The organism is Corynebacterium hylobatis (assembly GCF_003955685.1).
In the GTDB taxonomy this organism is placed as follows: domain Bacteria; phylum Actinomycetota; class Actinomycetes; order Mycobacteriales; family Mycobacteriaceae; genus Corynebacterium; species Corynebacterium hylobatis.
The window spans coordinates 36,202-62,975 of record NZ_RXHJ01000008.1 but is presented as its reverse complement, the minus strand read 5'-3'; the positions used below and the strand labels follow the sequence as shown (position 1 = coordinate 62,975).

Below are 26,774 nucleotides of genomic sequence, written 5' to 3'. Positions count from 1 at the left end.
CGGACCCCTCTTCGGACTGATCCGGTATAGATTGGATGGGAATACACGCGCCCGCCGTGCGAGACCGGGCGAGACCCAGAGCAATACCGGAAGAGGAACCTCCCCCGTATGAACGCCGACCAGAACTCCGCCCTGCACGTCACGAGCGTGCCGGTCCGATGGTCCGATTTTGACCGTTACGGCCACATCATGAACGCGAACTACGTGGAGGTCGCCCAGGAGGCGCGTCTGCAGTTCGCCGAGGACGAGTTCACCGCCCGGGGCCACGACTTCGCGGTTTTCGTCCGGCACCTGGACGTCGATTACCTGCGTCCGGTGCTGCCCGACACAACTGAGCTGCTCATCGAGACGCAGGTCGTGGAGATCGGCAACACCTCCTTCACCACCCGCCAGGAGATCAAGGACCGTCAGGGCCGGGTCGCCTGCATCGTCGAGTGCGTGCAGGTGGCCATCGACATGAACACCGAGCGCCCGCGGTCGATCACACAGAAGGAGATCAAGATCCTCACCCGTGCCGCCGACGTGGATGAGCTCGAGGCCGGCGACTCCGCGCAGTGATCACCGAATCGCTGCGGATCCTCGACGGCGCGCCGGGACTGCAGTCGCTGATCGGCCGCTCGGTGGATCTCGACGCCTCCGCCTCCGTGAGGTTCCGTCAACTGGGCGAGTGGGTGGACGTGTTCGTCACCACCCCGTTCCAGGTTGTCGCCTCACGCCGCATCCAGGGCACCGCCTCCCGTGACGGAGCGGTGGTCTCTGCGATGGAGCTTCTCGACGCCCTCCGCGACGGCTCCGAGACCATCGGGCCCGCCCGTGACCCGAACTGGCCCGGCGCACTGCCGCCCGCCGAGGGTTTCATGCTGGTGGGCAACATCCCCGTTGATGTGGTCCGGGAACTCGCCGACAAGGGTCAGGCCCTGGCGCGCCAGTTCTCCGGTCCGCTGGGTCCGCCGGCCAGCCTGCTGGACCAGGTCGTCCTCACCGTCGAGGAGGAGGCCGGTACCGCTGAGATCACCATGCGGATGATCTTCGCCTGCACCTCCCTGGGGCTTATCCCGGGTTTCGCCGCCCCCATTGACATCCCGCGTCACCTGCGGGTCTCTGTGTTGGGGCGCTGGGTGCGTCTCGATGCCCCCTTCGGCACCGTCTACCGTTCCACCCGCCTGTCGTTGTTCTAGGCGGCCCCGTGGTCGGGTGAGTCGGTGACGTGTCATGTCGGAAAATGCGCACCTTCGTCACATGTCACGTCAACAAGCTCAGTCTGCCGCATAAGCCCAGTTCGCCAGCGGCGGAATAAGTTGTTGATGTGACATGTGACGACGCCCCGTATTATCCCGCCGCCCACCCGGCTCAGAGCAGCACCGCCCCGGCCAGCGCCGCGAAAGCCGCCACCGACCAGGGCGGCAGGCCCCACTTCGCCAGACCGAGCCAGCACAGGGCGGCGATGACCAGGGAACTGGTTCCCGTGATGCCATGTACCAGCACCGGATCCCAGAAGGCAGCGCCCAGCAGACCCACCACCGCCGCGTTGACCGCCGTGAAGGCGGCCCGCAGGACGGGGGAGTGGCGCCACCGGCCCCAGAAGTGCAGCCCCGCGGTCATGAGCAGTGCCGAGGGCAGGAAGATCGCCACGACCGCCAGCGCCGCACCCCACACCCCACCGTCGACGGCCCCGAGGTAGGCGGCGAAGGTGAACAGCGGGCCGGGTACGGCCTGGGCGGCGGAGTAACCGGCGAGGAACTGCGACTGGCTGACCCAGCCGGTGGCCACGGTCTGCTGTTCAAGCAGCGGCAGCACCACGTGCCCGCCGCCGAAGACGAGCGAGCCGGTCTGCAGATAGGCGGTCGCGCGGGTGAGCAGTTCCCCGCCCAGCAGCGCGGCCCCCGCCCACAGTCCCACCAGTAGGACCACCAGGCCGACGATGCTGCCCACCGCCGCCCGGGCGGGGACGGGACGGATCCCCTCGAGCTCCTCGCCACCGCCGTCGTCCCGCCCGTCGCGGAGCAGCAGCACGCCCACCGTGCCCGCCGCCAGCAGCACTGCCACATGTGTGAAGGGTCCGGGAAGCACCAGCACCGCCAGCCCGGCGAGGACCGCGACGGTGGCGGTGAACCTCGTGTCCGCCATGGACCGGGCCATGCCGGTGACGGCGTGCAGGACCACGGCCACGGCCGCCGCGAGCAGTCCGGCGATCCACCCCTGTCCGGCATCTACCACCCCACCCGCCATGAACAGTCCGAAACCCGCCAGGACCAGCGCGGAGGGCAGGGTGAACAGCAGCCAGGCGGCGAACATCCCGGCCCAGCCGGCGCGGTGGTAACCCAGGGCCAGGCCGACCTGGGAGGAGGCGGGGCCGGGCAGGAACTGCGCGAGGGCCACGATGTCGGCGTAGCTGCGTTCGCTCAGCCAACCGCGCCGGGTGACGAATTCGGTGCGGAAGTAGCCGAGGTGGGCGGTGGGCCCGCCGAAGGCGGTCAGTCCGAGCAGTCCGAAGCTGCGGATGACCTCCCCGAGGTGGCGGCGGGGTTCCGGTGCTGTGCTCACCGCCCACATGTTAGATCCGGTCGGTCGTCGCCGCAGCGTGGGAGAACGCGGGAGAGCCTTTGCTGTCCGGCGGGGCTGACGTGGCACAATGGTCGGAGCCATCAAGAAGCCACGGTCACACCGCAGGGTCCGTAGAGAGGACAGTTACGCCATGCGCATCGGTATCCCCAGAGAGATCATGAACAACGAGGGGCGTGTTGCGCTGAGCCCGGCCGGTGCCGCCACCCTGATCACCGAGGGACACGAGGTCATCGTGGAGACCGGTGCCGGCGAGGGTTCCTCCTTCGCCGATGCGGAGTACGCGGAGCGCGGGGCGCGTATCGCGGCCACCGCCGCGGAGGTGTGGAACGAGGCGGAGCTGGTGCTCAAGGTGAAGGAGCCGCTGCCGGAGGAGTACCAGTTCCTGCGGGAGGACCTGGTCCTCTTCGCCTACCTGCACCTGGCCGCCTCCCGGGAGTGCACGCAGGCGCTGGTAGACTCCGGCATCACCTCGCTGGCCTATGAGACAGTCACCGATGCGCGCGGCGGGCTGCCGCTGCTCACCCCGATGAGTCAGGTCGCCGGCCGCCTCGCGGTCCAGGAGGGGGCGCACCACCTGATGAGCCAGAAGGGTGGTCGCGGTGTGCTGCTCTCCGGTGTGCCCGGTATCTCGCCGGCGAAGGTCGTAGTGCTCGGCGGCGGTCAGGTGGGCGCCTCGGCCGTGGCCATGGCGCAGGGTTCGCGTGCCTCGGTCACCGTCATGGATCTCGATCCTCGGGTGCTGGAGCGTTTCGACGACCTCTACCAGGGCAATGTCCGCACCATCCTCTCCGACCCGATGTCGATTGAGGAGGAGCTTCTCGACGCCGATCTGGTCATCGGTGCCGTCCTCGTCGCCGGTGCGAAGGCCCCGACGCTGGTGCCGGACGAGCTGGTCGCCCGCATGAAGAAGGGGGCGGTGCTGGTGGATGTGGCCATCGACCAGGGCGGCTGCATCGAGTCCTCCCGCAAGACCAGCCATGAGGAACCGGTCCTGCAGGTCCACGACACGCTGATCTACGGGGTGCCCAACATGCCGGGTGCAGTGGCCAACACCTCCACCCGGGCGTTGACGGGGGCGACCCTACCGTTCGTCCGCGCGATCGCGGAACTCGGGGTGGACGGGGCGACCTCCCGCTTCCCGGGGCTGGCCCCGGGTGTGATGACCCGCGTCGGGCGCCTGGTCAGTGAGCCGGTGCGCCTGGCGTTCCCGGATCTGGCTGGTTGATCAGCATCGCCGCCACCCGTTCCATGTGCTCCCAGATCTGGTGGCGGTAGGCGGGCGGGATGGTCTCGTCGTCGATCTGGTCGAGGGAGACCTTCATCAGTTCGAGCCAGCGGATGGCGGCTTCACGGTCCACGTGGAACTCGAAGTGGCGGCGCCGCAGCATCGGTGCGCCGCGCTGTTCGTTGAAGGTGGCCGGCCCGCCCCAGTACTGGGCGAGGAACCATTTCAGCCGTGCCTCGGCGCCCTCCCAGTCATCGTCGGGGTACATGGGGCCGAGGATGTCATCGGTTCTGACCTGCTCGTAGAAACCGGCGGAGATCCGGGCGAACGTGGCGTCGCCGCCGACCTCCTCATAGAGGGACTTCGGGGTGCTCATGTTTTCCAGCCTAGACTGGCCCGCATGACTGACCATGCTCTTCTCCTCGATGACGTCACCGTCCGCCGCGGCAGCACCCGGCTGGTGGAGAACCTGAGCTGGCGGGTGCCGGCCGGTTCCCACTGGGCGGTGCTCGGCCCGAACGGGGCGGGCAAATCCACTGCCCTGAAGCTGGCGGGCGGCTGGTGGTACCCGACGACCGGCACCGTCGACATCCTCGGTGAGCGTCTCGGCCGGGTGGAGCTGCTGAAGCTGCGCCGCCGTATCGGCTGGGTGGATCCGCGCCAGCGGCTGGGGGATTACCCGGTGGCGGAGCTGGTGCTCAGCGGTGTCACCGGTTCCAACGGGCTACTGCCGCGCTGGACGCCGACGGCCGCGGAGCTGGAGCGTCTGGAGCAGCTGCTGGAGCTGACCGGCCTGGCTGATAAACGTGGGCGCCGCTGGATGGAGCTGAGCCAGGGCGAACGGGCGCGCACGCTCATCGCGCGGGCGTTGATCACGGAACCGGAGCTGCTGCTTCTCGACGAACCCACCACCGGCCTGGACCTGCCGGGCCGGGAGCTGCTGCTGCGTGTCCTCGATGAGCTGCGGGGGCTGCGTCCGGAGCTGACCACGGTGCTGGTGACGCACCATGTGGAGGAGATCGCGGCGTCGACAAGCGATGTCCTGCTCATGAAGGACTCCCGTGTGCTGGCTGCCGGGCCGGTGAAAAACACGCTGACCTCGGAGAACCTCTCCGCACTCTACGAGCTGCCGGTCTCCCTGGAGACCGTGGCGGGACGCTGGTTCGCGCTCTGCATATAATTCGGAAACAGTGGTGTCATCATGGACCGCTTGGTCTATAGTGGCCGACATGACTCACGGACTCAATGGTTTTTCTTCCCGTTCCATTCACGCCGGATATGAGCCCGACAGCCTCTACGGCCCCATCAACATGCCGATCTACGCGTCGACCACCTTCGCGCAGGACGGCCTCAACGAGCTGCGCGGCGGCTTCGAGTACACCCGCTGCGGCAACCCGACGATCGACGCCCTGGAGAAGACCGTCGCCAACCTGGAGGGTGCGCAGTACGGCCGCGCCTTCTCCTCCGGCATGGCCGCCACCGACGTCGTCCTGCGCATCCTCCTGCGCCCGGGCGACCACCTCGTCCTCGGCCACGACGCCTACGGCGGCACCTGGCGCCTCATCGACCAGGCCTTCGGTGAGTGGGGTGTGGAGTACACCGTGGTCGACACCACCGACGTCAACGCCGTGAAGTCCGCACTCAGGGACAACACGAAGCTGATCTGGCTGGAGACCCCCACCAACCCGGCGCTGAGCATCACCGATATCGCCGCCATCGCGAAGATCAAGGGTTCCGCCGCTCTCGTGGTGGACAACACCTTCGCCTCCCCCTACCTGCAGCAGCCTCTGGCCCTGGGTGCGGACCACGTCCTGCACTCCACCACCAAGTACCTCGGCGGCCACTCGGACGTCGTCGGCGGCGTCGTGGTCACCAACGATGAGGCCTTCGATGAGAGGCTGCTGTGGTTCCAGGGCGGCGTCGGCCCGATCCCCTCGCCTTTCGACGCCTACCTCACCGCCCGCGGCATCAAGACCCTGGCCGTGCGCATGGACCGCCACTGCGACAATGCCGAGGCCATCGCCGAGCACCTCGAGGCCTCCGACCTGGTCTCCACCGTCCTCTACCCGGGTCTGAAGTCCCATCCGGGCCATGAGGTGGCCAAGCGTCAGATGAGGCGTTTCGGCGGCATGATCTCCGTGCGCTTCCATTCCGAGGAGGCTGCCCGCGTGTTCTGCCTGAACACCCGCCTGATCTGCCTGGCCGAGTCCCTCGGTGGTGTGGAGTCGCTCGTCGAGCACCCGGCGACCATGACCCACCAGTCCGCCGCCGGCTCCCAGCTGGAGGTCCCGCGCGATCTGGTGCGCATCTCCATCGGCATCGAGGACCTCGACGACCTACTCGCCGACATCGATGTCGCTCTTGAGGCCGTCGCCGCCGCCACTGCGGTCGCCGACTCCGCCGTGGAGGCCTAGCTCTTCCTGCCCTGCCGCACAGCCCCCGCCCGGTGAATGGTCACCGGGCGGGGGCTTCCCCGTTGTGAGGGCGGAGGGGAGGTAGCGGGACCCTGCGATCACGGACCCGCGGTGAGCCGGGGTTTCGGACCCATCGCGGGTTTTTTCTGCTTTTTCCGGGCTGGTCGCGGGCGCGTCCTCACGGGATGGCCTTCGCGTGCCCGTGATCGCGGGTTTCGCCACAGGTCCGTGAGGAAAACTTTCTGGAGAAACCATAAGTGCAGGTAGCAGGCTATATTGCAGACCCCCTAAAGGTCATCTCAAATAGTCTGAACATTAACCCGTGGGTAAGGGGTCGTTAATGAAGCGTCCTTAGGGTGCTGTTGAGGGTTAACCGCGGGATGTCCTGCGGTGGTCGCGTTCTGCTTCCTCACCCTCTCCGCTTTGTTCGCACTTGACGATCTCCGAAGGACTCGAATGTCTCTCTCCCGCCGCATGCCGCGCACCATCCTTGCCGCAGCTACCAGCGCCATCATGCTCACCGGTCTCGTGGCCCCCTCCGCCACCGCCTTCACCGGCTCCTCCATGGGGCACGAATCCTCCACGGGTCTGCCGGGCGTCAAGACGGCCCCGAAGAACATCATCTACATGGTCGGTGACGGCATGGGCTACAACCATGTGGCCGCCGCCAACCTCTACGAGTCCGGGCAGACCCGCTACCAGGTCGAGGGTGAGGCCGGTTCGGATCTCTCCGAGGCGCCGGGCGAGGCCGTCCAGGTCTACGAGGGCGACAAGTGGAACCAGCTGGCCATGACCACCTTCCAGCACGACAACTCCTATGAGCCGGACCGCGCCTGGGCCGATCACAACTACGTCAAGGAGAACTTCACCGACTCCGCCGCCGCCGGCACCGCCATGGCCACCGGTGAGAAGACCGAGAACGGCAAGATCGGCGTCGACGAGACCGACGCGTCCGTGGAGAACACCTCCGAGCGCGCCAAGGCCGAGGGCAAGGCGGCCGGTGTCGTCTCCAGCGTTCCCTTCAACCACGCCACCCCGGCAGCCTGGGCCGCCCACAACCCGAACCGCAACGACCTGAACAACATGGCGGAGGAGATGATCAACAGCGATCTCGACGTCATCATGGGCGCCGGCCACCCCTTCTTCAACAACGACAACCAGCATGTCACCACCGCCGACGAAGACTACATGACCGCTGAGCAGTACGAGCGTCTGTCCAACGGTGAGACCGAGTTCAACTTCATCGAGGAGGACTCCGACTTCGAGGCCCTGGCCAACGGTGAACTCGACGGCGAGCGTTACTTCGGCCTGGCGCAGGTCGCCGACACCCTGCAGCACGACCGTTCCGGCAACTCCGTCACCCCCTACGACACCGCGCTGAACGACGTCGTCGACCTGGCCACCATGTCCGAGGGCGCCCTCAACGTCCTCAACCAGGACGAGGACGGTTTCCACCTCATGATCGAGGGTGGCGCCATCGACTGGGCCGGCCACGCCAACGACATTGCTCGTGACATCGAGGAGGTCCAGGCCTTCAACGAAGCCGTCGAGACCGTTGTCACCTGGGTCGAGGAGAACTCCTCCTGGGACGAGACCCTGGTCATCGTCACAGCCGACCACGAGACCGGTTACCTCTCGGGCCAGTCTGAGACGCCGGACTACAAGGCCCTGACCGGTGCCGTCGGTGAGGTCCCTGCCCATGACTACTACTCCGGCAACCACACCAACATGCTGGTGCCCGTCTTCTTCCGCGGCGCCGGCAGCGAGGACATCGCCCGCTCCGCCACCGGCACCGACGCGGTCCGCGGCAAGTACATCGACAACATCACCATCGCGAACCTGACCCTGGACAAGTGGTGGGCACGCAACTAACCTGCGATCCCGCCCGCCTCAGAGCAGGCGGATGACCGCCACCCCGGCCACCATGCACGCAAGTCCCAGGACCTGCAGCACGGTGGCCGGTTTGCGTTTCGCCCCCAGCAGGCCGAAGTGGTCGATGAGCAGGCTGCCGGCCATGAGTCCGAGCACGATGACCATCACCGTCAGGCCCGTGCCTATGACGGGGGAGAGGAAGGCGTTGCCGAAGACGAAGACCGCCCCCAGCAAACCGCCGATCCACATCCACCACGGGTTGCGCCGCTGACCCTCCGGCACCGTCAGCTGCCAGGGGGTCCGGCCGGCCAGCACGATGAGCAGCAGCACGGCCACCCCCACCCCGAAGGAGATCAGGGCGGCACCGGTGGCGGTGTCCAGCACCACGCCGAGCTGGCCGTTGACCGCGGTCTGGGTGGCGGAGAACATGCCCGCGACCACCCCGGCGATCCGCCAGCCCCACAGGCCAGGTCCGCTTCCCGGTGCGCCGGCGAGACCGGGATCCCGGTGCGGGTGCAGGAGGGCGTCCGCCAGCCCGATGGCACCGAGGACGCCGGCCACCAGCAGCAGGGCTCCGAGCAAGCGGATGGCGGTGAGCGTGGTCTGGGGTGCGTTGAAGAGGCTGAAATGGTCGATGGCCAGACCCATGATGACCTGCCCCGTGATGGGCAATACCACGGTCTGCACGCTGCCCAGGCGCGGGAAGAGGAAGATGTTGGCGGTCAGCACCACCACGCCCAGCAGGCCACCGGACCACAGCCAGGCGGGATGGCCGGTGGTGAGGGAGGGGTCGGGCAGGCGGGCGTCGAGAAGCAGGACGGCGGCGAGCAGAGCGAGGAAGCCGACGGTGAAGGAGGCCAGGGAGGCAAGGAAGGGCGAACCCACCGACAGGCGCAGACGCGAGTTCGCGTTGGTCTGCACCGGCATCACCAGCCCGACCAGGACGCCGAACACGACAGTAAGCATGATCCTCCTCTTTCGGACAGATTGGTCCGCGCGCCATCAGGCCCGGCTACAGTCGATGATATGACCGAAGCAATCGCCATTGTCACCGGCGCGACGGGCGGTATGGGCCGCGAGATCGTCGTGGACCTCGCCCGCACCCATCACGTCTACGCCCTCGGGCGCAACGACGAGGCCCTGGCGGAACTCGGTGCACTCTCGAACGTCACGCCCGTCAACTCCGACCTGGTCGCGGACCTGCTCGGGGAGGAGGCGCCCTCCTCCGTCGACCGGCTCACCGAGCTCACGCGGGTTGACGTCGTGGTCCACGCCGCGGCCGTCGCGACGAAGTTCAGCGTGGAATCCGCCAGGCCGGTGGACTGGCGCGATGCGCTGGACCTCAACGTGGTCGTGCCCGCCGAGCTGACCCGCCGCCTGCTGCCCGCCATCCGGGAGGCGCAGGGCACCGTGGTGTTCATCAACTCCGGTGCCGGCCGTGGTTCCTACGGCGACAACATCGTCTACGCCGCCACCAAACACGCGCTCTACGCGCTGGCTGACGGGTTGCGCAAGGCCGAGTCCGTGGGCGGGGTGCGGGTGTCCACCGTCGCCCCCGGCCCCACCGACACCCCCATGCTGGAGGGGCTCTACGCGCAGGACGGGAAGGAGTACCGGGCCGGATACTTCATCGAGCCGGTGGAGATCGCCCGGGCCATCCGGACGGTGGTAGACGCCGGGCCGAGCACCCAGATCACGGACGTCTCGGTGCGACCGCGCATCGAGGTCGGCGACCGGAGATAGTCAGCCCAGCGCCGTGGCCAGGGCCGTGCGCGCCGCGGCGTCGGTCTCCTGCAGCATGAGGGCGTCGGTGCCCGGCATGGGGGAGATGGTGGTGTCGGGCAGCTGACCCCACGTCGGGATGCCGATGAGGCTGAGCCGCGGATCCGGGCTGCCGTCCGCGCGGATGAGCAGGCGGGTCTCCGGGTCGACCTCGGGGGAGCCGCTGGCGATGGACTGCCCGTCGCTGGTGCTCAGGTGGTACGCGCGGCTGCGGCCGGCCCCCGCGATGGACACGGCCAGCGGGTCAACGCGGCGGCGCACATCGGGGCTGTGCATCCAGGCGTCCACGAGAACGGGGGAGCGGACCTCGGTCTTGTTCGTGGTGGGGGAGGTGGCCACGAATTCCCCGCCGGCGACGCGGATCTTCGGGTTCGCGCCGAGGAAGCTGACCAGGCCGGCGTCGACGAGGGCGAGCAGCTGGCGGGTGCGGAACAGCGGTGGGCCGGAACCGACCATCTGCCCCAGCGACATCATCGTGGCGTGCAGGTTGCGGCGCGACTCGAAGGTGTAGCGGTCCTGCGCGCCGAGGATCGCGGTGGGTTTGCGGGAGGCGCTGATCGACCACAGCGCGGCCTTGGCCGGGCTGTCCGGACCCAGGGTGGCTTCATGGATGTCACCGGCCATGCGGTCGGCTATGTGTGCGGTCAGCTCCGCACGGGTGCCGGTGACACCGGCCAGGGGTTCCAGCCAGGTCCGCAGGCTGAAAGGTTCGCGGCTGTGTGCGGCGAGCAGCTTATCGACGCCCCGCAGATCTCCGGTGATGCCGCCTGCGGCGACGAGGGCGTCGAGCAGCTCCGCGAACCCGGTGACGGGGAGGTCGACGGCCCCGGGGCGAACCCGCGCCAGGGTGGCGTAGTAGGCCTCGTAGGCGTCGGCGATGACCGCGGGCCACACCTGGGTGTCGAAGTTGATGCGCCCCGCACCCTGCAGCTGCGCGATGACGGCCTTGAGGCGGCGCAGCTCCGCGGCAGGCGGCAGGGAGTGGTACTCGGATTTCGGCAGGTAGGGATAACCGCGGTGGGAGGTGACCACCAGGTGCGGTTCCCGTCCGGAGGCCTCGTAGCGCAGGCCGGAACGCGCAGCAGCGTCCTCGTGGAACTGCCCGCCCCGGTCGAAGGTGAGCAGCGCCATGACATCGAAGAAGCCCATGCCCAGGCCGCGGACCAGGACGGTGCCGGACTCCGGGATCTGCTCCACGGGCTGCTCGAGGGGGTTGCCGGGGCGGATCCAGGTCAGCCCCGATTCAGCCAGGAGGTTCTCCTCATGAGTTGGCCCCGGCTGGTGCCAGCCCAGGGCCAGGACAGTGGCGTCGGCGATGACGGTGGCGCCGTCAGCCAGCGTGATCCGGTCGCGGCCGGTGTCCGTCTCCTGCAGATCCACCGCGCGGGAGTGGTGGGCGATCACCTTGACGGACTCGGGCAGGCGGGCCACCGCCACGTCGAGGACCCAGCGCAGGTAAGCGCCGTAGAGGGCGCGGGAGGGGTTGGACTCCGGTCGGGTGACGGCGATCTCCCCGGCGAAGGCCTCGGCGACCTCCGGGGCGGGTGGGTGCGCCTGGAGCAGGGCCGCGGCGGCGGGGTTGATCTCCTCGCCGCGCAGGTGGCGGATCCAGTCGTGGAGGATCGGGCCCTCCAGCACGGGGGCCTGGACGCTGGAACCGGGCTCGGTGAACAGGGTGACGGCGGCGGAGAGCGTGTTCATGCACAGGGTGCGGGTCTGCGTGGTGTCCCATACCCGGCCGGCGCCGTGCTGGGCCTCGTCAATGAGGTGGAGGGTGAGCTCCGTACCGGGTTCGATCAGGGCGGCCAGCCGCTCCACGACGGAGATGCCGCGGGGGCCGAGTCCCACGATGGCGATGGCGGGGGAGGGATTGGACAAGGAGTTTCTCCTGAGCAATTAAGACTAAGTTGTCTATGTGAATAGTACTGGGCAGTCTAGTGGGTGTAAGGTTGCTGTTCAAACATAAGACTATTCACTATTTCGCCACCCAGGAGAACTACGTGCACATCCGAACCGGAGGCCTCCGCGACCTCGGACGCAGGATCAGTGTCGCCCTCGCGCTGCTCGCCAGCCTCAGCCTGGTCGTCGCCTGCACCTCCCGGCCCTCCGCCGTGGAGGAGAACCGGCTGACCTACCTCGAGCCGATCTTCTTTGCCACGCTCTACCCGCCGGCCGCCGGTTTCTACCCCAACGGCGGCGTGGTCAACAACATCACCGACCGCCTGCTCTACCAGGACCCGGAGACCCTGGAACTCAGCCCGTGGATCGCCACCTCCCTGCCCGAGATCAACGAGGACGCCACCGAATTCACCTTCGACATCCGCACCGACGTCACCTACTCCGACGGCACCCCGCTGACCGCCGAGAACGTGGTGGCCAATTTCGACCTCTACGGCCTCGGGGACTCCGACCGGGTGCTCACCTCCTCCGAGCAGATCACCAACTACGAACGCGGTGAGGTCATCGACGAGGACACCGTCCGCTTCCACTTCTCCGCCCCCGCCCCCGGCTTCGCGCAGGCCACCAGCTCCATCAACGCCGGCCTGCTCTCCGACGGGACCCTCGCCCTGGCCAACGACGGTTTCGCGCCGGGCAACGCCACCGGCGTCATCGGCTCCGGCCCCTTCGTCATCGAATCCGAGCAGCTGGGCACCCGCCTGCGCCTGGCCGCCCGCGAGGACTACGACTGGGCCCCGCCGACCCACCCGCACCAGGGGCGCGCCCGCGTCGACGCCATCGACTTCATCCTGGCCAGCGAGGAATCCGTCCGCGTCGGCGGCCTGATAGCCGGGCAGGCGGACATCGCACGCCAGGTGGAGGCGCCCGTCGAGAGGCACCTGCAGGAGCAGGGCCTCAACGTCATCTGGCACGGCACCAACGGCGTCAACAACTCCCTGAGCTTCCGCTTCATGCACCCGCACCTGCAGGATATCCGCATGCGCCAGGCCCTCATCCACGGCATCGACCGCGATGAGATCATGCACACCCTCTTCTCCGATTCCTATGTCCAGGCCACCTCCGCCATCGCGCACACCGCGCTGGGCTACAAAGAGCAGCCCGGCGCCTATGAATACGACCCCGCCCGGGCGCAGCAGCTGCTCGACGAACTCGGCTGGGAGCTGGGCGGGGACGGCATCCGCACCCGCGACGGGGAGCGCCTGAGCTTCACCATCAACGAGGCCGTCCCGCAGCCGCGTTCCCGCGAGGTGGTGACCAAGGTGCAGGAGCACCTGCGTCGCATCGGCGTGGAGATCCACCTCAACCCCGGTGACAACGCCACCCAGAATGCCGACTCCCTGGACTGGAACACCATCCAGATCCGCCACACCATGGTCGGCCGCGCCGACTACGACGTGATCAAGTCCATGTGGCACTCGGAGAACCGCAACGAACTGCTCAACGGGGACAAGACCACCGGTGAGATCCACGACCCCGTCCTCGAGGACATGCTCGGCCAGATCGCCGCCCTGCCCACCGAGGCAGAGCGTGCCGAGATGACCCGCCGGGTGCAGGACTACCTCACCGAGCAGGCCTACATCCTGCCGCTCTTCGAGGAGCCTCAGGTCTTCGGCGTGGCCCCCTATGTCCACGGCTTCCAGCCCGAGTCCATCGGCCGTCCCTCCTTCTACGGGGTCTGGCTGGAAGATACCGACGAAAACACCACTGACACCGCCGGGGAGGAGCAGTAATGACCCGCGCACAGATCCTCCGCCGCATCGGACAGGCCGTCCTGGTGCTGCTGATCACCTACACCGTGGCCTTCCTCCTGCTCTCGGCGCTGCCCTCCGACGGCGTCATGGCCCGCTACGCCAGTCCCGACCTGGCCCTGTCCGCCGAGGAGATCGCCCGCATCCGGGAGACCTACGGCGCCGACGAACCCCTGCTCCTGCAGTACCTCCAGGCGCTCGGGGGTTTTCTCACCGGCAGCTTCGGCTACTCCGTGCAGACCGGCACCGCCGTGTCCACGATGATCGTGGAGTCTCTGCCCGGCACCGTGGCCCTGTCCGTGGCCTCCTTCATCCTGGCCATCCTCCTGGCCCTGCTCATCGCCGTACTGGCCACCACCCGCACCTTCGGCTTCGTGGGCGACATCGTCCGTTCCCTGCCGGCCTTCATGGTCTCGCTGCCCACCTTCTGGCTGGGCATCGTCATCATCCAGGTCATCTCCTTCCGCCTGGGTTGGGTGCCGGTCATCGACGCCACCCCGCTGCAGTCGCTCATCCTGCCCTCGCTGACGCTGGCGGTGCCGATCTCCGCGCCCCTGGCCCAGGTGCTCATCCGCTCCATTGACGAGGTCAACCGCCAGCCCTTCATCCAGGTGGTCCGCTCCCGCGGTGCCGGTGAGGCCTGGATCTTCTGGCGCAACATCCTGCGCAACGCCATGCTGCCCGCCCTGACCATGGCCGGCCTGCTCTTCGGCGAACTCGTCGGCGGCGCCGTGGTCACCGAGGCCGTCTTCGGTCGCGCCGGCATCGGCCAGATGACCGTGCAGGCCGTGGCCAACCGCGACACCCCGGTCCTGCTGGCCGTGGTCGTCATCGCCGCCACCCTCTACGTCCTGATCAACCTCATCGTGGACCTGCTCTACCCGGTCCTCGACCCCCGTCTGCGCAGGAAGGTTCGAGCATGAGCACCCTGACCACCATCCCCGCCACCCGCCTGCCCCGACGCGGCCGCGGTACCCGTACCGGCGGTCTCACCGCCCGCCGCACGGGCACGGTCGTGGCCGCGGTGATCCTCGTGCTGGCCGTCCTGTGGGCCCTTATCCCGCAGCTGTTCACCACCCACGACCCGAATTCCGGCACCTTCGAACCCCTGCTGGAACCCAACGGCACCAACTGGTTCGGCACCGATTCCGTCGGCCGTGACCTGTACACCCGTGTGGTCTGGGGTGCGCGCGAATCCCTGGCCGGCGCGCTCATCGCCGTGCTCGTCGGCCTCGTGGTGGGTACGCTGATCGGCCTCGTGGCCGGGACCCGACGTGGTTGGGTCGACTCCGTGCTCATGCGCCTGGTGGACGTGCTGCTGAGCATCCCGGCGCTGCTGCTGAGCCTGTCGGTGATCATCCTGCTGGGTTTCGGCACCATCAACGCCGCCATCGCGGTGGGCATCACCTCGGTGGCGACCTTCGCCCGCCTGGCCCGGTCCCAGGTGCTCAGCGTCGCCGGTTCCGATTTCGTGGAGGCCGCCTACGGTTCGGGTGGCACCCAGGCGCAGGTGCTCTTCCGGCACATCCTGCCCAACTCCCTGACCCCGGTGCTGGCGCTGGCGGCCCTGCAGTTCGGTTCGGCCATCCTGCAGCTGTCCACCCTGGGTTTCCTGGGTTACGGTGCGCCGCCGCCGACCCCGGAGTGGGGCCTGATCATCTCGGATGCCCGTGACTACATGGCCACCTCCTGGTGGTTGACGGTGCTGCCGGGTGTCGTCATCGTCGCGGTGGTCTGCGCGGCGAACTACCTCAGCCACACGATCCGGAAGGAGGCCTGACATGGCAGGCACCACCCCTCTACTCGAGGTCACCGACCTCGTTGTCTCCTACGCCAGTTCGCGTGGGGAGGTCAACGCCGTCAACGGCGTCAGTCTGCAGGTACACCCCGGCGAGATCACCGCGATCGTCGGTGAGTCCGGTTCCGGCAAGTCGACCACCGCGCAGGCGGCGATCGGTCTGCTGCCGCGCAACGCGAGCATCGATGCCGGTGAGGTCCGCATCGACGGCGGGTCCGTCACCGGCTTCAGTGAGCGCCAGTGGCGTCAGCTGCGCGGGAAGCGCATCGGTCTGATCCCGCAGGACCCGAACAACTCCCTCAACCCGGTCAAGACCATCGGTGAGTCCGTGGGGGAGGGGCTGGCCATCCACGGCCGCGGGGACAGGGCCGCACGCCGGACCCGGGTCATCGAACTGCTGGAGCGGGTGGGCATCGACAACCCGGAGAAGCGCCACGACCAGTACCCGCATGAGCTGTCCGGCGGCATGAAGCAGCGCGCGCTCATCGCCGCGGCCGTGGCCCTGGAACCGGAGCTGATCATCGCGGATGAGCCGACCAGTGCCCTGGATGTCACCGTGCAGAAGGTCATCCTAGATCTGCTGGATGAGATGCGTGCGGAGCTGGGCATCGGCATCCTGTTCATCACCCACGACCTGGCGGTGGCCGGTGACCGGGCCGACCACATCGTGGTCATGGAACGCGGCACCGTCCGCGAGTCCGGGATCGCCGCCAGCGTGCTCACCGACCCGCAGGACGCCTACACCCGCCAGCTGCTTGCCGACGCCCCCTCCCTGACCACCGCCACCCTGGCCGGCGACCGCCGCCGCGAGGTCGACGGAGAGGCCGAACCGCTGCTTGTCGTCGACTCCGTCACCCAGCGTTTCGGGGACTTCACCGCCGTCGACGACGTTTCCTTCACCGTGCCCCGGGGCACCACCCACGCCATCGTCGGCGAATCCGGTTCCGGCAAGACCACGCTCGGCCGGTCCATCGCCGCCTTCAACAAGCCGACGGCCGGTTCCATCCGCATCGGTGTCACGGAGATCACCACCGCGGACGCGAAGGCCCGCCGGGAGCTGCGCCGGGACGTGCAGCTGGTCTACCAGAACCCCTATTCCTCGCTGAACCCGCGGCAGACCATCGGCCAGATCATCGCCGAGCCGCTGCGCAACTTCAGCCGCCTCACACGCGGGGAGGTCAACGCCCAGGTCAACCGCCACCTCGACCTGGTGGCCCTCGACCAGGCGGTCGCGGACCGGCGCCCCGCCGAGCTGTCCGGCGGCCAGCGCCAGCGCGTGGCCATCGCGCGTGCCCTCATCCTGAAACCCGAGCTCGTCGTCCTCGACGAGGCCGTCTCCGCGCTGGATGTCACCGTGCAGGCCCAGATCCTGCGCCTGCTCGACGAACTGCAGACCGAACTCGGCCTGACATACGTGTTCATCTCCCATGACCTTGCCGTGGTCCGGCAGATCTCCGACACCGTCTCGGTGATGAGCGCCGGCCGGCAGGTCGAGTACGGTGCGACAGCAGACGTCTTCGAGAACCCGGAATCGGAATTCACCCGCAACCTCATCGACGCCATCCCCGGTCGCAGCTACCGGGGCGGCGACCTCAACCTGGGACTGTGATCATCATGACCGACATCATCAACCTGCTCTCCGCCCTCGGCCCGGACCACCCGCTGGCCCGCCTGCGCGGCGCCCGCCCCGACGCCCTGACCAACGCCCAGAACAGCTTCGAGGCCCTGCTCGAACCCGCCGCGCCGGGCACGTTCAGCTACGGCGAGCGCTACGCCGTGGCGACCTATGTCGCCGGCCTGCACGGAGCGGCCAACGCCCGCACCTTCTACTCGGAGCTGCTGCTTGACGACGCCCCCGCCACCCTCCCGCAGGCAGTCGACGCCGCTATCGAGGCCGGCCGCTCCACCGGACCCTACTGGGACGGTGGCTTCGTCCTCCACGATGCGGACGCCCTCGGGGAGCGGCTGGCAGCGGCCTTCGACATCGCCCACCTGCTGGTCTTCCACCCCCGCGATGCCCGCCCGGAGGCGATGGCCCACCTCGCGGCCCACGGCTGGTCCGCCGATGACACCGTCTCCCTGACCCAGCTCATCTCCTTCCTGGCCTTCCAGCTGCGCGTCATCCACGGTCTGCAGGTGCTGGCCGGCCGCGACGTGGCTGTGCCCGCCCCAGCCCGCGCCAGCGGCGTCACCCCGGACTGGCAGCTCCACGACGACATCACCACCTATCCCGACCTGGACCGACCCAGCCGCTTCGTGCGCCACTCCCTGGGCTGGAAGGCCTGGGTCGCCCCGGTGCCGAAGGCCGAACTCACGCAGGCGCAGCTGGATTCCCTCATCCGCCCCGAGCGCGCCGACATGGCCTACTTCCGCCTCCTGGCGCGTGACCCGGACGCACTGAAGGCCCGTACGCTCACGGACCTGGACATCTTCTACAACACCGACGGCGGCCTCAGCCGCGCGGAACGTGAACTCGCCGCCACCGTCGCCTCCCGCTACAACGGCTGCGAGTACTGCGCCTCCGTGCACTCGGTGCGCTCGGTGGAGGAGGGCGGGGACGCGGAAAGCGTCGACAAGCTCCTCGACGAGGGGCATGCGGCTGACCTCGGTGACGAGCGGTGGAACGCGATCCGCGAGGCATCTGTCGCGCTGACCACCACCCCCGTCTCCTACGGCGCGGAGCACGTGGCGAAGCTGCGCGAGGTCGGCCTGGACGACGCCTCCCTCATCGACCACCTGTACGCCACCGCCTTCTTCAACTGGGCCAACCGCCTCATGCTGGTGCTCGGGGAGGCCGAGGTCCCGGCCCGTTTCCGCGACTGACCGACCTCGGAGGAAACATGCGGCGGCACCCATATTCGACTTACCGTATGGATTGGCTAGTGTTGTCCGGGTGAATCTCCAGTCCCGACGTTCCCCGACCTACCTCGTCATCGCCGACGGCATCCGCGAGCAGATCGAGAGCCGCGGACTGGCCCCCGGGGACCGGCTGCCCACGGAGCGTGAACTCGTCGAGGAATTCGGTGTGGCCCGGATGACCGTGCGCCACGCACTCGACGTCCTCCAGATGGAGGGGCTGATCGAACGCCGTCGCGGCCGCACCGGCGGCACCTTCGTCCGCTCCGCCCCACCCGTCGTCGAACTCACCCGCATGGAGGGTGTCCTGCCGCAGCTGCGGCAGCTGGGGATGGCGGTCAGCTGCGAGGTCCACCGCGCGACCAGTGTGCCCGCGGAGAGCATCGTGGCGGAGGCCCTGCGCATCGACCCTGGTGCCCCCGTCTTCCGTATCGTGCGGGTCCATTCGGTGGAGGGCACACCGATGGTCATCGAGAAGACGCACTTCCCCGAGGAACGCGTCCCCGGCCTGCTGGAGGTCGACCTCTCCCGCCCCATGTACGAACTGCTCGGTGTCCACTGGAACCTGCGCCCCGTACACAAGGCCGAGACGATCATCCCCGGCGTGGCCTCCGCCTGGGAGCAGGAGGTCCTCGGCATCACCGGCAACCAGCCGCTGCTGCGCATCTGCCGCAACACCGCCACCGGTGACGGGGTGCCGCTCGAGCATGCCGTGGGCGTGCTGCGTTCCGACGTCGCGCGTATCCGCGTGGTCACCGGGGCACTGGTGGACGGTTAAAACGGGCGTACGTAAAATGTCACAAAATACCAGTGCGGGTATCTTTATAAGCCCAGGTGGGCAGTGAAAATCCACGTTGTTGACGTGACATTTTACGACGCGCCCCTTTCCGGCAAGGCGCGTCCCCCAGAAAGCCGCTCAGACCAGCCGGTAACCGGAACCCCGGATCGTCTCGATCCGCTCCGCCCCGATCTTCTTGCGCAGGGTCCGGATGTAGACGTCGACGACGTTGGAACCGGGGTCGAAGTCCATGCCCCACACCATGCTCAGCAGCTGCGCCCGGGACAGGATCTGCCCCGGATGACGCAGGAAGGTCTCCAGCAGCCCGAACTCCCGACGCGAGAGGTCCTTCGACTTCTCCCCGATCCGGATCTTCTGGGTCCGCAGGTCCAGAGAGAGGTCCCCGCGGGTGAGCAGCGCCCCGCCTTCGTCGCCGACATTGGCCTTGTCCGCCAGGCGCAGGCGCACCCGGGCCAGCAGCTCGGCGAACTGGAATGGCTTGGGCATGTAGTCATCGGCCCCGCCCTCCAGACTGCGGATCCGTGCCTCCAGGTTGGTCCGTGCAGTGAGCACGATGATCGGCAGGCTGACCCGCAGGGAACGCAGCTCCTCAAGGACTTCCGAGCCGTCCATGTGGGGCAGGCCCAGGTCGAGGATCATGAGGTCGAAGTCACCGGAGCGGGCCATGTGGAAGGCCGCCGCCCCGGAATCGACGACATCGCAGGCATAACCGGCCGAGCTCAGGCCGCGGTTGATGAAATCGGCGATGCCGCGGTCATCCTCGGCGATGAGAATTCTGCTCACTGCTCTGCTCCTTCTGAAAGGGACTCTTCCGGGGCGGGGATCTCCAGCCCGAAGATGGATCCGAGGCCGGGGGCGGACTCGACGAACGCCCGCCCGCCGTGGGCCTCACCGATGATCTTGACAATCGACAGGCCCAGGCCTGCCCCACCCGGGCGCTGCGTGCCGGAGGATTCCCCACGGGAGAAGCGGCTGAAAAGATGCTCGCGCTTCTCCGCGGGGATGCCCTCGCCATGGTCGCGGACCCAGATGCGAAACCTCCGGTCCGCACCCTCGCCGAGGAAGTCGGTGGCCAGGTCGATGCTGCCCTCGCTGTAGCGCAGGGCATTGTTGTACAGCTCCAGTACCGCCTCGGTGACACGCTGCTCATCGAGGACGACGGTGCCCTCGGCGACGTCGATAAGCGAGATCCGGTCGCTCATGGTCACGGCCTTGTCCTCGATGTCGATGGCCATTTCAGCGACGTCAACGGGCGCCGGGTGCAGGAAATCCCCCGCATCAGCCACCGCAAGAGTGAGCAGATCATTGACCATCCGCGACATCCGGTCCAGCTCGGCGGTGGCCAAGGCGATGGAACGGGCGCGCTCCTCCGGTGGGGAGGATTCCAGCAGCTCCAGCTGTCCACGGACGACAGTGATCGGGGTGCGCAGTTCATGGCCCGCGTCATCGACGAAGGTCCGCTGGTCATGGTAGGCGGCCTCGATGCGGTCGAGCATCGCGTTGAAGGTCGTCGCCAGCTGGGCGATCTCATCACGCCCCTGCACCGGGACGCGCCGGGTGAGATCCGAGTTGGATATCGACGCCGCCACCTCCCGCACCTTGCGCACCGGGGCGAGGATCTGTGCGGCGATCAGCCACGCAATGAACACCGAGGCCGCCAGCCCGCCCAGGCCGATCACCGAGAGCAGACGCACCTGCGCGTTGACCGCCTGCCGGCTCTCCTGGGTGAAATAGGCCACCGCCAGATGCGCGCTGGGCTGGCCGGTTCCGGACTCCAGATCGACGCGCCCCCAGTGGGTGCGGCCGCGGTCCGGATCGTCGAAGACCCCGGAGACGGTGGTGGGGGAGAGGATCTCATCGACGAGTGGTTCCGTGGACACCAGCGGATCCGGGTGACGGCGGCCGGTGCCGGTCAGGTCCATCTGGATGAGCGTGCCCTCGGTCATGCCGATGATCAGCTCGTTGTCGTCCGGGATCTGCCGCGCGAGATAGACCTGGATCAGCCGCTGCGGGGAGGCGAAGGGCGCGGCGGTCTCCGGGTCGGTGCCCTCGGCGGCGAAGCGGCGGAACTCCTCGATCTCCTGCTCCACGGCCGCGTTGGCGCTGTTGGCCACCTCCGAGAGCAGCACCGAGCGGGTGAGCACGACGACGCTGGTGAGCGCGACCAGGACGACTGCGGTGATCCAGACGACGATCCGCCACCGCAGCGAACCCGTCAGCCCCTGCAGGAGCTGCCGCGGTCTAGTCGTCGTCCCAGTCATCGTCATCCCAGTCGTCCCAATCGTCATCGTCCCAGTCATCGTCATCCCAGTCGTCGTCGAAGTCCTGGTAGTACAACGGCGGCTGCGGTGCGGGGGCCGGAGCAGGCACCGGCATCGGGGCCGGGGCGGGGGCCGGAGCGGGGGCCGGGGCTGGCGCCGTCGGCTGCTCCACCGGACGGGGCTCCCCGGGCTCCCCATCGGTCGGCTCCCCGTCGGGAGGTGGCGCGGTACTGGTGACCGTGGATGGCGCCTCCTCGACGTTGAGGATCGCTGTGGCGGGGTCGATGTCCGGGGACTGGTTGTTGTTGGCCAGCGTCGCGCCACCGACCCCGATCAAGACGAGCAGGGCGAAGATGGCCAGCAGGGGCGCGAAGCGGCGGATCGCTGACATGACGGTCCTTTCCGGGAGGCGGCGCGGGGAGAGATCTCCCGTGATCGTCTCCATTGTGGGGCCCGGCTGTGAAGCCACTATGAAACGCAGATGAAGGTTTCCTCATCTGCGTTCCTGCACTCAGTCGGCGTCCACCGCCCGGTTGCGCAGGGCGCGCGCGACCCGGTCGTGCTGTTCCGCGATGATGCGGCGCAGACCGGCGGGCAGATCGTGGTAGAGGAAGGCGTCGGCACGCGCCAGCCCCTCCGTGGAGGTATCCCACACCGGGTACAGGCCGGTCAGGGAATTCAGGCCCATCTCCGTCGAGGGGTGCTCCCACAGTTTCATGGCCACGTCGAAATAGGGCTCGGCCAGCGGCATGAGGGATTCCGTGGAACCGGGGTAGACCAGGCCCTGCATCTTGTGGCGGGCAGCCAGGTTGGACAGGTCCCCGGCGACGATCTCCGCCCAGACACGCTTCTTCACGGCCGGGTCGTTGACGGCGGCCTCGGCCCGCAGGGCGGCCTGGGCGCCGGACGCGGAACGGTCGCGGCCACGCTCGGCGTCGATCTCCGCCGCCCCGGCCCGGCCGTAGGCGACCAGTGCGGCCAGTGCCAGCCAGCGCAGCTCGGCATCATGCGAATCGGCGAGCACCTGCTCCAAGTGGTCGGCCGCTGCGTCGTTGAGCGGCAGGCGGGTCAGCGCCTGAGCGAAGACCAGGGAGGTCTCCTCCGTGCCCTCGTGTTCGCCGGCGAGGAAGGCGTCGATAAGCAGGTCACGGCCCTCCCCGTGTGCCCAGGAGGGATCAGCGTAGGTGCGCAGCGCCGTGGTGGCCTGGCCGAGGATGCGCTCCAGCACAGCCAGCTCGGTCTCGGCGCCGGCACCGCGGGCGACCAGGCGGATGAAGTCCCGGGCCTTCATCTCGCCTTCCCGGGTGGCCTCCCAGGCCGCCGACCAGCACAGGGTGCGCGCCATGGGGTCGACGATCCGGTCGATGTTGTCGACCACGAAAGCCAGGGAGGCCGGGTCGAGCTGCATGAGGCAGTAGGTGAGGTCATCGTCGTTGACCAGCACCAGATCGGCCTGCTCCACACCGACCAGCTCAGGGACCGGGGTCGACGCACCGGTGACGTCGAGCTCGACGTGGTCGGTGGCGACCACGTGGGCGTCGACAAGCGAATAGAGCCCGACTGCCACGCGGTGCGTGCGCAGCTCATCCGCGCCGGGCTCGGCACCCGCCTGCGCCACGGCGAAAGAGGTGTAGCGGCCGTCGGCCACCTCGAAGGCGGGGGAGAGGCGGTTGATGCCGGTGGTCTTCAGCCACTGTTCCGCCCAACCGGACAGGTCCCGGCCCGAGGCGGTCTGCAGCGCACCGAGCAGCTCATCGAAGGTGGCATTGCCCCAGGCATGATCGGCGAAGTGCCGGCGCACGCCCGCCAGGAACTCATCCCGGCCGACATAGGCCTGCAGCTGCTTGAGCACACTCGCGCCCTTGGCGTAGGTGATGCCGTCGAAGTTCTGCTCCACCGTCTCGATGTCGGTGGCGTCCGCCAGGATGGGGTGGGTCGATGGCAGCTGGTCCTGGCTGTAGGCCCAGGACTTCTCCACGTTGGCGAAGGTCACCCACGCCGTGGTGTAGTCCGTGGCCTCCGCCTGAGAGAGCGCCGCCGCCCACGTGGCGAAGGACTCGTTGAGCCACAGGTCATCCCACCACTGCATGGTCACCAGGTCACCGAACCACATGTGCGCCAGCTCGTGCAGGATCGTCTCCGCGCGGCGCTCGTAACGGTAGTGGGTGGCCCGGGAGGTGAAGACGTACTCGTCCCGGATGGTCACGCACGCGGCGTTCTCCATCGCGCCGATGTTGAACTCCGGGCAGAAGACCTGGTCGTATTTGCCGAAGGGGTAGGCCATGCCGAAATGGGCGTGGAAGAAGTCGAAACCCTGCTTCGTCTCCCGGAACAACCGCTCCGCGTCCAGGTGCTCCGCCAGGGAACGACGGCAGTACAGTCCCATGGGCACGCTCAGCTCCGTCGGCTGGTCAGGCGGAGTCTCCGGGTGATGGGTCAGCGTGCCCTCCCAGGTGGAGTGGACCTCATGGTAGGGGCCCACGCACAGGGCGATGAGGTAGGTCGACAGCGGATAGTTGATCCGTGAACGGTGCACGAGATGCCCGCCCGCACGCGCCGTCCGCTGCGGGGCATTCGAGATGACCTTCCAGTCCGTCGGCGTGGTCACGGAGATGTCATAGGTGGCCTTCAGGTCCGGCTGGTCGAAGCAGGCGAAGACCCGCTTGGCATCGGCGGTCTCGAACTGGGTGTACAGGTAGGTGAGGTTGTCCGCGGGGTCCACGAAGCGGTGCAGTCCCTCACCGGTCCGGGAATATGGGCAGGTGGCGGTGATCCGCAGGGTGTGCTGGCCCACCGTCAGGTTCTCCAGCGCGATGCCGTGGGTCTCGTCGTAGCCCTGCCCGTCCAGGGTCAGTGCCTGGCGGCGGATGTCGGTGCCGTCCAGGTGCACTCCGGCCACCCGGCTGGCCCGCAGATCGATGAACGTCGACCCCGCCTCGCGCACCGTGAAGGTCACGGTGGTCACGGAGGAGAACTCCGTGTCGGAGCCGGTCAGGTCCAGGCTGATGTCGTAGTTGTCCACCGTGAGCAGCCGGGCGCGGTGGGCTGCCTCATCGCGGGTGAGGTTGATCGAGGTCATGGGTGTGTCTCCTGACACTGGGGCGGACGGTGGCCACCCTCAGCCTAATCTCCACCTATCCTGGGGGCCATGACCACAAACAACGTTCATTTCTGGTTCGACGTCACCTGTCCCTTCGCCTGGCAGACCTCCCGCTGGGTCAAGGAGGTGGAGAAGGTCCGCGACATCACCGTCGAGTGGACCCCCATGTCCCTGGCCGTGCTCAATGACGGCCGCGACCTGGAGGAGGGCTACACCGAGATGATGAAGGCCGCCTGGGGCCCCGCCCGTGTCTTCGCCAAGGTCGCCACCGAGGAACCCGAGAAGGTCGACGACCTCTACACCGCCCTGGGCACCATCCTCCACGCCGGCAAGGAGGCCGGGAAGAAGGACTTCGGCGCCTACGACGAGCTCATCGCCCGCGCCCTGCAGGAGGTCGGTCTCGACGCCTCCTACGCCGAGGTAGCCAACACCGAGGAGGTCGACGACCAGCTCCGCGCCTTCCACCAGTCCGCCATGGACGGCGTCGGCGATGAGGTGGGCACACCGGTGATCAAGCTTGGTGACGCCGCCTTCTTCGGTCCCGTGATCACGCGCGTGCCCACGGGAGAGGAGGCCGGCGAGCTTTTCGACGCCGCCGTGCGCCTCGCCCAGTTCCCCTACTTCTTCGAGATCAAGCGCTCGCGTACCGAGAACCCGCAGATCTAATTCGCCGCGGGCGGGAGTAGGTCGTTGATTGACCCGGTCGGATCGTGATCCCTCCCACCAGTCTGGGTAGAGTCAGTGCCATGCGCGTATACCTTGGAGCAGACCACGCCGGCTTTGACATGAAGAACATCATCGCCGAGCACCTGAAGAAGCAGGGCCACGACGTCATCGACTGTGGCGCCCACACCTACGATGCCGACGACGACTACCCGGCCTTCTGCATCGAGGCCGCCTCCCGCACCGTGAACGACCCGGGTTCCCTCGGTATCGTCCTCGGTGGCTCCGGCAACGGCGAGCAGATCGCCGCCAACAAGGTCCCGGGTGCCCGCTGCGCCCTGGCCTGGTCCCCGGAGACCGCCCGCCTGGCCCGCGAGCACAACAACGCCCAGCTCATCGGCCTCGGCGGCCGCATGCACTCCGAGGAGGAGGCACTCGCCATCGTGGATGCCTTCCTGGACCAGGAGTGGTCGAAGGCGGAGCGCCACCAGCGCCGCATCGACATCCTCGCCGACTACGAGCGCACCGGTATCGCCCCGGTCCTGCCGGAGCAGTAGTCCGGTCTGTTTCGCCCCGTACCCTCGTGGTGCGGGGTTTTTCTGTCCCCGACTCTCCGGCCACCCAGTGCCTCGCGACGCCGCGTCCGGGCCGAGGCCACCGCCTCCCCCACGACGAGTAGTTTGGCTTCGCCCCCGGCCGTACAGATCTGCTCCACCAGGTCCGTGACCGGGCGGACCGGCACCACCGCAGAACGCAGCAGGATCCTGATACGTTCGCCCCGCGTGGCGGGGCGTACCCGGGGCTCGTGCACGAAGCGTGCCTCGGCGTGCCCGGCGCGGAAGCCGAACTCCCAGTCCTCCCCGCCATAGCCGGCAAGGGTGGGATCAAAACCACCGAATTCCCCGAAGAAGGATCGGGAGCAGGTGAGCACGGCGGAGATGATGAAACGCCAGCTGGTCTCATCGGATCGCTGCAGGGAGGAACCGTCGTCGGCGACGACGGCCTCGAGCAGGGCCTCCCGCCAGTCGGAGACAATTCCGGTGTGTCCGGGCCACCGCCCGGCCCCGAGCCAGGTCATCAGCGAACCGGAGGCGGAGTAGTGGCGGTGGGCGCACACCGGCACCGCGATCCGGCCCATTTCCGCGGCGAGCTCCTCCTCAGGAAGATAACCGGTGATGGACAGACTGACACCGCACTCAACGGCAAGTACTCACCCCGCCGAGAGCCCGGAGTTCCAGCCCGATGCCGGCCAGCGCCCGGATGAGGTCGTCGTGGCCCTTACCCGGGTAGATGAAACCGAGGATGCCCACCGTGCCGGGTTCCGGGCTGTAGGGGAATCCACGGTCGGCACCGGCAGTGGGATGATCTCCACCGGCGAGTCGAAGAAGGAGGCCCCGTGCCGGGAGTTACACACGATCAGGTCGGTGAAGGTGACGTGCACCGGGCCGAGTAGCAGGGGACCGGTGTCCCGGACCACGTGGCCGCCGGTGTGGCGGGCCAGCTCAGGCGGGGAGGTCATGGCGCCAATCTGACAACGGGAATGGGCTTTTCGCTGAACTGCAGGTCGGAAACGGTCTACAGTTGATCTTCTGCAGTAGAATTCATCATTGCTTATATGTCTCGGGCTTATGTGTTTCACGGAGAAAGGGGCGGAATGCATCAGGCGGGCAGAGGACTACAGGTCCTGTCCATCCCGGCCGGTCACGTTTACACCGCCGCGGTCAGACCCGAG

Annotated in this window: 25 protein-coding genes; 15 read left to right on the top strand and 10 right to left on the bottom strand. The window is 68.0% G+C overall.

Features of this window, described 5'->3' with window-relative positions:
• The first annotated feature begins 108 nt into the window (after positions 1–108).
• Together EAH68_RS08245 and EAH68_RS08240 are read left to right on the top strand one after the other, a co-directional pair.
• Complete coding sequence (locus EAH68_RS08245; protein ID WP_126120852.1) at positions 109–558, top strand: acyl-CoA thioesterase; 450 nt, start codon at positions 109–111, stop codon at positions 556–558.
• A complete protein-coding gene (locus EAH68_RS08240; protein WP_126120851.1) occupies positions 555–1,178 on the top strand; it encodes a DUF8185 domain-containing protein in 624 nt (207 codons plus the stop codon). Before EAH68_RS08245 ends, EAH68_RS08240 begins: the two co-directional genes overlap by 4 nt.
• Before the next feature lie 172 nt (positions 1,179–1,350).
• Here EAH68_RS08240 and chrA read toward each other — a convergent pair whose 3' ends face one another.
• Positions 1,351–2,544, bottom strand: a complete 1,194-nt coding sequence (chrA, locus tag EAH68_RS08235) for a chromate efflux transporter (RefSeq protein ID WP_241228366.1) — start codon at positions 2,542–2,544, stop codon at positions 1,351–1,353.
• Positions 2,545–2,695: 151 nt separating this feature from the next.
• Here chrA and ald point away from each other — a divergent pair, with 151 nt between their 5' ends.
• Positions 2,696–3,790: an alanine dehydrogenase gene (gene ald / locus EAH68_RS08230; protein WP_126120849.1), complete on the top strand. Its 1,095-nt coding sequence runs from the start codon at positions 2,696–2,698 to the stop codon at positions 3,788–3,790.
• Here ald and EAH68_RS08225 read toward each other — a convergent pair.
• Complete coding sequence (locus EAH68_RS08225) at positions 3,747–4,166, bottom strand: globin domain-containing protein (RefSeq protein WP_126120848.1); 420 nt, start codon at positions 4,164–4,166, stop codon at positions 3,747–3,749. The two genes, ald and EAH68_RS08225, sit on opposite strands and share 44 nt — an antisense overlap.
• A 24-nt stretch (positions 4,167–4,190) precedes the next feature.
• Between EAH68_RS08225 and EAH68_RS08220 the strand changes: the two genes are divergently transcribed.
• From EAH68_RS08220 to EAH68_RS08210, 3 genes are all read left to right on the top strand, one after another.
• Positions 4,191–4,970 carry an ABC transporter ATP-binding protein gene (locus tag EAH68_RS08220; RefSeq protein ID WP_126120847.1) on the top strand — a complete coding sequence of 260 codons (780 nt, stop codon included), beginning with the start codon at positions 4,191–4,193 and terminating at the stop codon, positions 4,968–4,970.
• Positions 4,971–5,019: 49 nt separating this feature from the next.
• The gene (locus EAH68_RS08215; protein WP_126120846.1) at positions 5,020–6,204 is read left to right on the top strand and encodes a cystathionine gamma-synthase; all 1,185 of its coding nucleotides are present in this window, start codon (positions 5,020–5,022) and stop codon (positions 6,202–6,204) included.
• A gap of 456 nt (positions 6,205–6,660) precedes the next feature.
• Positions 6,661–8,076 carry an alkaline phosphatase gene (locus EAH68_RS08210; protein WP_126120845.1) on the top strand — a complete coding sequence of 472 codons (1,416 nt, stop codon included), beginning with the start codon at positions 6,661–6,663 and terminating at the stop codon, positions 8,074–8,076.
• Positions 8,077–8,094: 18 nt separating this feature from the next.
• On the opposite strand, the gene EAH68_RS08205 is transcribed toward EAH68_RS08210, so the two are convergent.
• A complete protein-coding gene (locus tag EAH68_RS08205; protein WP_126120844.1) occupies positions 8,095–9,042 on the bottom strand; it encodes a DMT family transporter in 948 nt (315 codons plus the stop codon).
• 60 nt (positions 9,043–9,102) lie between these two features.
• Here EAH68_RS08205 and EAH68_RS08200 point away from each other — a divergent pair, with 60 nt between their 5' ends.
• The gene (locus EAH68_RS08200) at positions 9,103–9,819 is read left to right on the top strand and encodes an SDR family oxidoreductase (protein ID WP_126120843.1); all 717 of its coding nucleotides are present in this window, start codon (positions 9,103–9,105) and stop codon (positions 9,817–9,819) included.
• Here the strand turns inward: EAH68_RS08200 and EAH68_RS08195 are convergent, their stop codons facing one another.
• Positions 9,820–11,736 carry an FAD/NAD(P)-binding protein gene (locus EAH68_RS08195; protein ID WP_126120842.1) on the bottom strand — a complete coding sequence of 639 codons (1,917 nt, stop codon included), beginning with the start codon at positions 11,734–11,736 and terminating at the stop codon, positions 9,820–9,822.
• 74 nt (positions 11,737–11,810) lie between these two features.
• On the opposite strand from EAH68_RS08195, the gene EAH68_RS08190 reads away from it, so the two are divergent.
• The 6 genes from EAH68_RS08190 (at position 11,811) to EAH68_RS08165 (ending at position 18,997) form a co-directional block, all read left to right on the top strand.
• Positions 11,811–13,547, top strand: coding sequence for a TIGR04028 family ABC transporter substrate-binding protein (locus EAH68_RS08190; protein WP_439647621.1), 1,737 nt, complete (start codon positions 11,811–11,813; stop codon positions 13,545–13,547).
• A complete protein-coding gene (locus EAH68_RS08185; protein WP_126120841.1) occupies positions 13,547–14,488 on the top strand; it encodes an ABC transporter permease in 942 nt (313 codons plus the stop codon). Before EAH68_RS08190 ends, EAH68_RS08185 begins: the two co-directional genes overlap by 1 nt.
• Entirely contained in the window at positions 14,485–15,345 is an 861-nt protein-coding gene (locus EAH68_RS08180) for an ABC transporter permease (protein ID WP_126120840.1), read from the top strand. Before EAH68_RS08185 ends, EAH68_RS08180 begins: the two co-directional genes overlap by 4 nt.
• A 1-nt stretch (position 15,346) precedes the next feature.
• A complete protein-coding gene (locus EAH68_RS08175) occupies positions 15,347–16,972 on the top strand; it encodes a dipeptide ABC transporter ATP-binding protein (protein ID WP_126120839.1) in 1,626 nt (541 codons plus the stop codon).
• Between the two features lie 5 nt (positions 16,973–16,977).
• Entirely contained in the window at positions 16,978–18,186 is a 1,209-nt protein-coding gene (locus EAH68_RS08170) for an alkylhydroperoxidase domain protein (RefSeq protein ID WP_126120838.1), read from the top strand.
• Positions 18,187–18,256: 70 nt separating this feature from the next.
• Positions 18,257–18,997: a GntR family transcriptional regulator gene (locus EAH68_RS08165; RefSeq protein WP_241228364.1), complete on the top strand. Its 741-nt coding sequence runs from the start codon at positions 18,257–18,259 to the stop codon at positions 18,995–18,997.
• A gap of 138 nt (positions 18,998–19,135) precedes the next feature.
• Here the strand turns inward: EAH68_RS08165 and EAH68_RS08160 are convergent, their stop codons facing one another.
• From EAH68_RS08160 to pepN, 4 genes are all read right to left on the bottom strand, one after another.
• Positions 19,136–19,801: a response regulator transcription factor gene (locus EAH68_RS08160; RefSeq protein WP_126120837.1), complete on the bottom strand. Its 666-nt coding sequence runs from the start codon at positions 19,799–19,801 to the stop codon at positions 19,136–19,138.
• Positions 19,798–21,285, bottom strand: coding sequence for a sensor histidine kinase (locus tag EAH68_RS08155; RefSeq protein WP_241228363.1), 1,488 nt, complete (start codon positions 21,283–21,285; stop codon positions 19,798–19,800). The genes EAH68_RS08160 and EAH68_RS08155 overlap by 4 nt, the downstream gene beginning before the upstream one ends.
• Entirely contained in the window at positions 21,260–21,670 is a 411-nt protein-coding gene (locus EAH68_RS08150) for a hypothetical protein (protein ID WP_126120836.1), read from the bottom strand. Before EAH68_RS08150 ends, EAH68_RS08155 begins: the two co-directional genes overlap by 26 nt.
• A gap of 120 nt (positions 21,671–21,790) precedes the next feature.
• Entirely contained in the window at positions 21,791–24,358 is a 2,568-nt protein-coding gene (pepN, locus tag EAH68_RS08145; protein WP_126120835.1) for an aminopeptidase N, read from the bottom strand.
• Positions 24,359–24,427: 69 nt separating this feature from the next.
• Between pepN and EAH68_RS08140 the strand changes: the two genes are divergently transcribed.
• On the top strand, positions 24,428–25,045 hold the full coding sequence (locus EAH68_RS08140; protein WP_126120834.1) for a mycothiol-dependent nitroreductase Rv2466c family protein: 618 nt from the start codon (positions 24,428–24,430) through the stop codon (positions 25,043–25,045).
• 80 nt (positions 25,046–25,125) lie between these two features.
• Positions 25,126–25,599 carry a ribose-5-phosphate isomerase gene (locus EAH68_RS08135; RefSeq protein WP_126120833.1) on the top strand — a complete coding sequence of 158 codons (474 nt, stop codon included), beginning with the start codon at positions 25,126–25,128 and terminating at the stop codon, positions 25,597–25,599.
• Here EAH68_RS08135 and EAH68_RS15135 read toward each other — a convergent pair.
• Positions 25,557–26,180, bottom strand: a complete 624-nt coding sequence (locus EAH68_RS15135; RefSeq protein ID WP_369408357.1) for a glycosyltransferase family 2 protein — start codon at positions 26,178–26,180, stop codon at positions 25,557–25,559. The genes EAH68_RS08135 and EAH68_RS15135 overlap by 43 nt on opposite strands.
• Positions 26,181–26,252: 72 nt before the next feature.
• Positions 26,253–26,561 (bottom strand): hypothetical protein, encoded by a 309-nt coding sequence (locus EAH68_RS08125; protein ID WP_126120832.1) that lies wholly within the window; start codon positions 26,559–26,561, stop codon positions 26,253–26,255.
• Between the last annotated feature and the right edge of the window lie 213 nt (positions 26,562–26,774).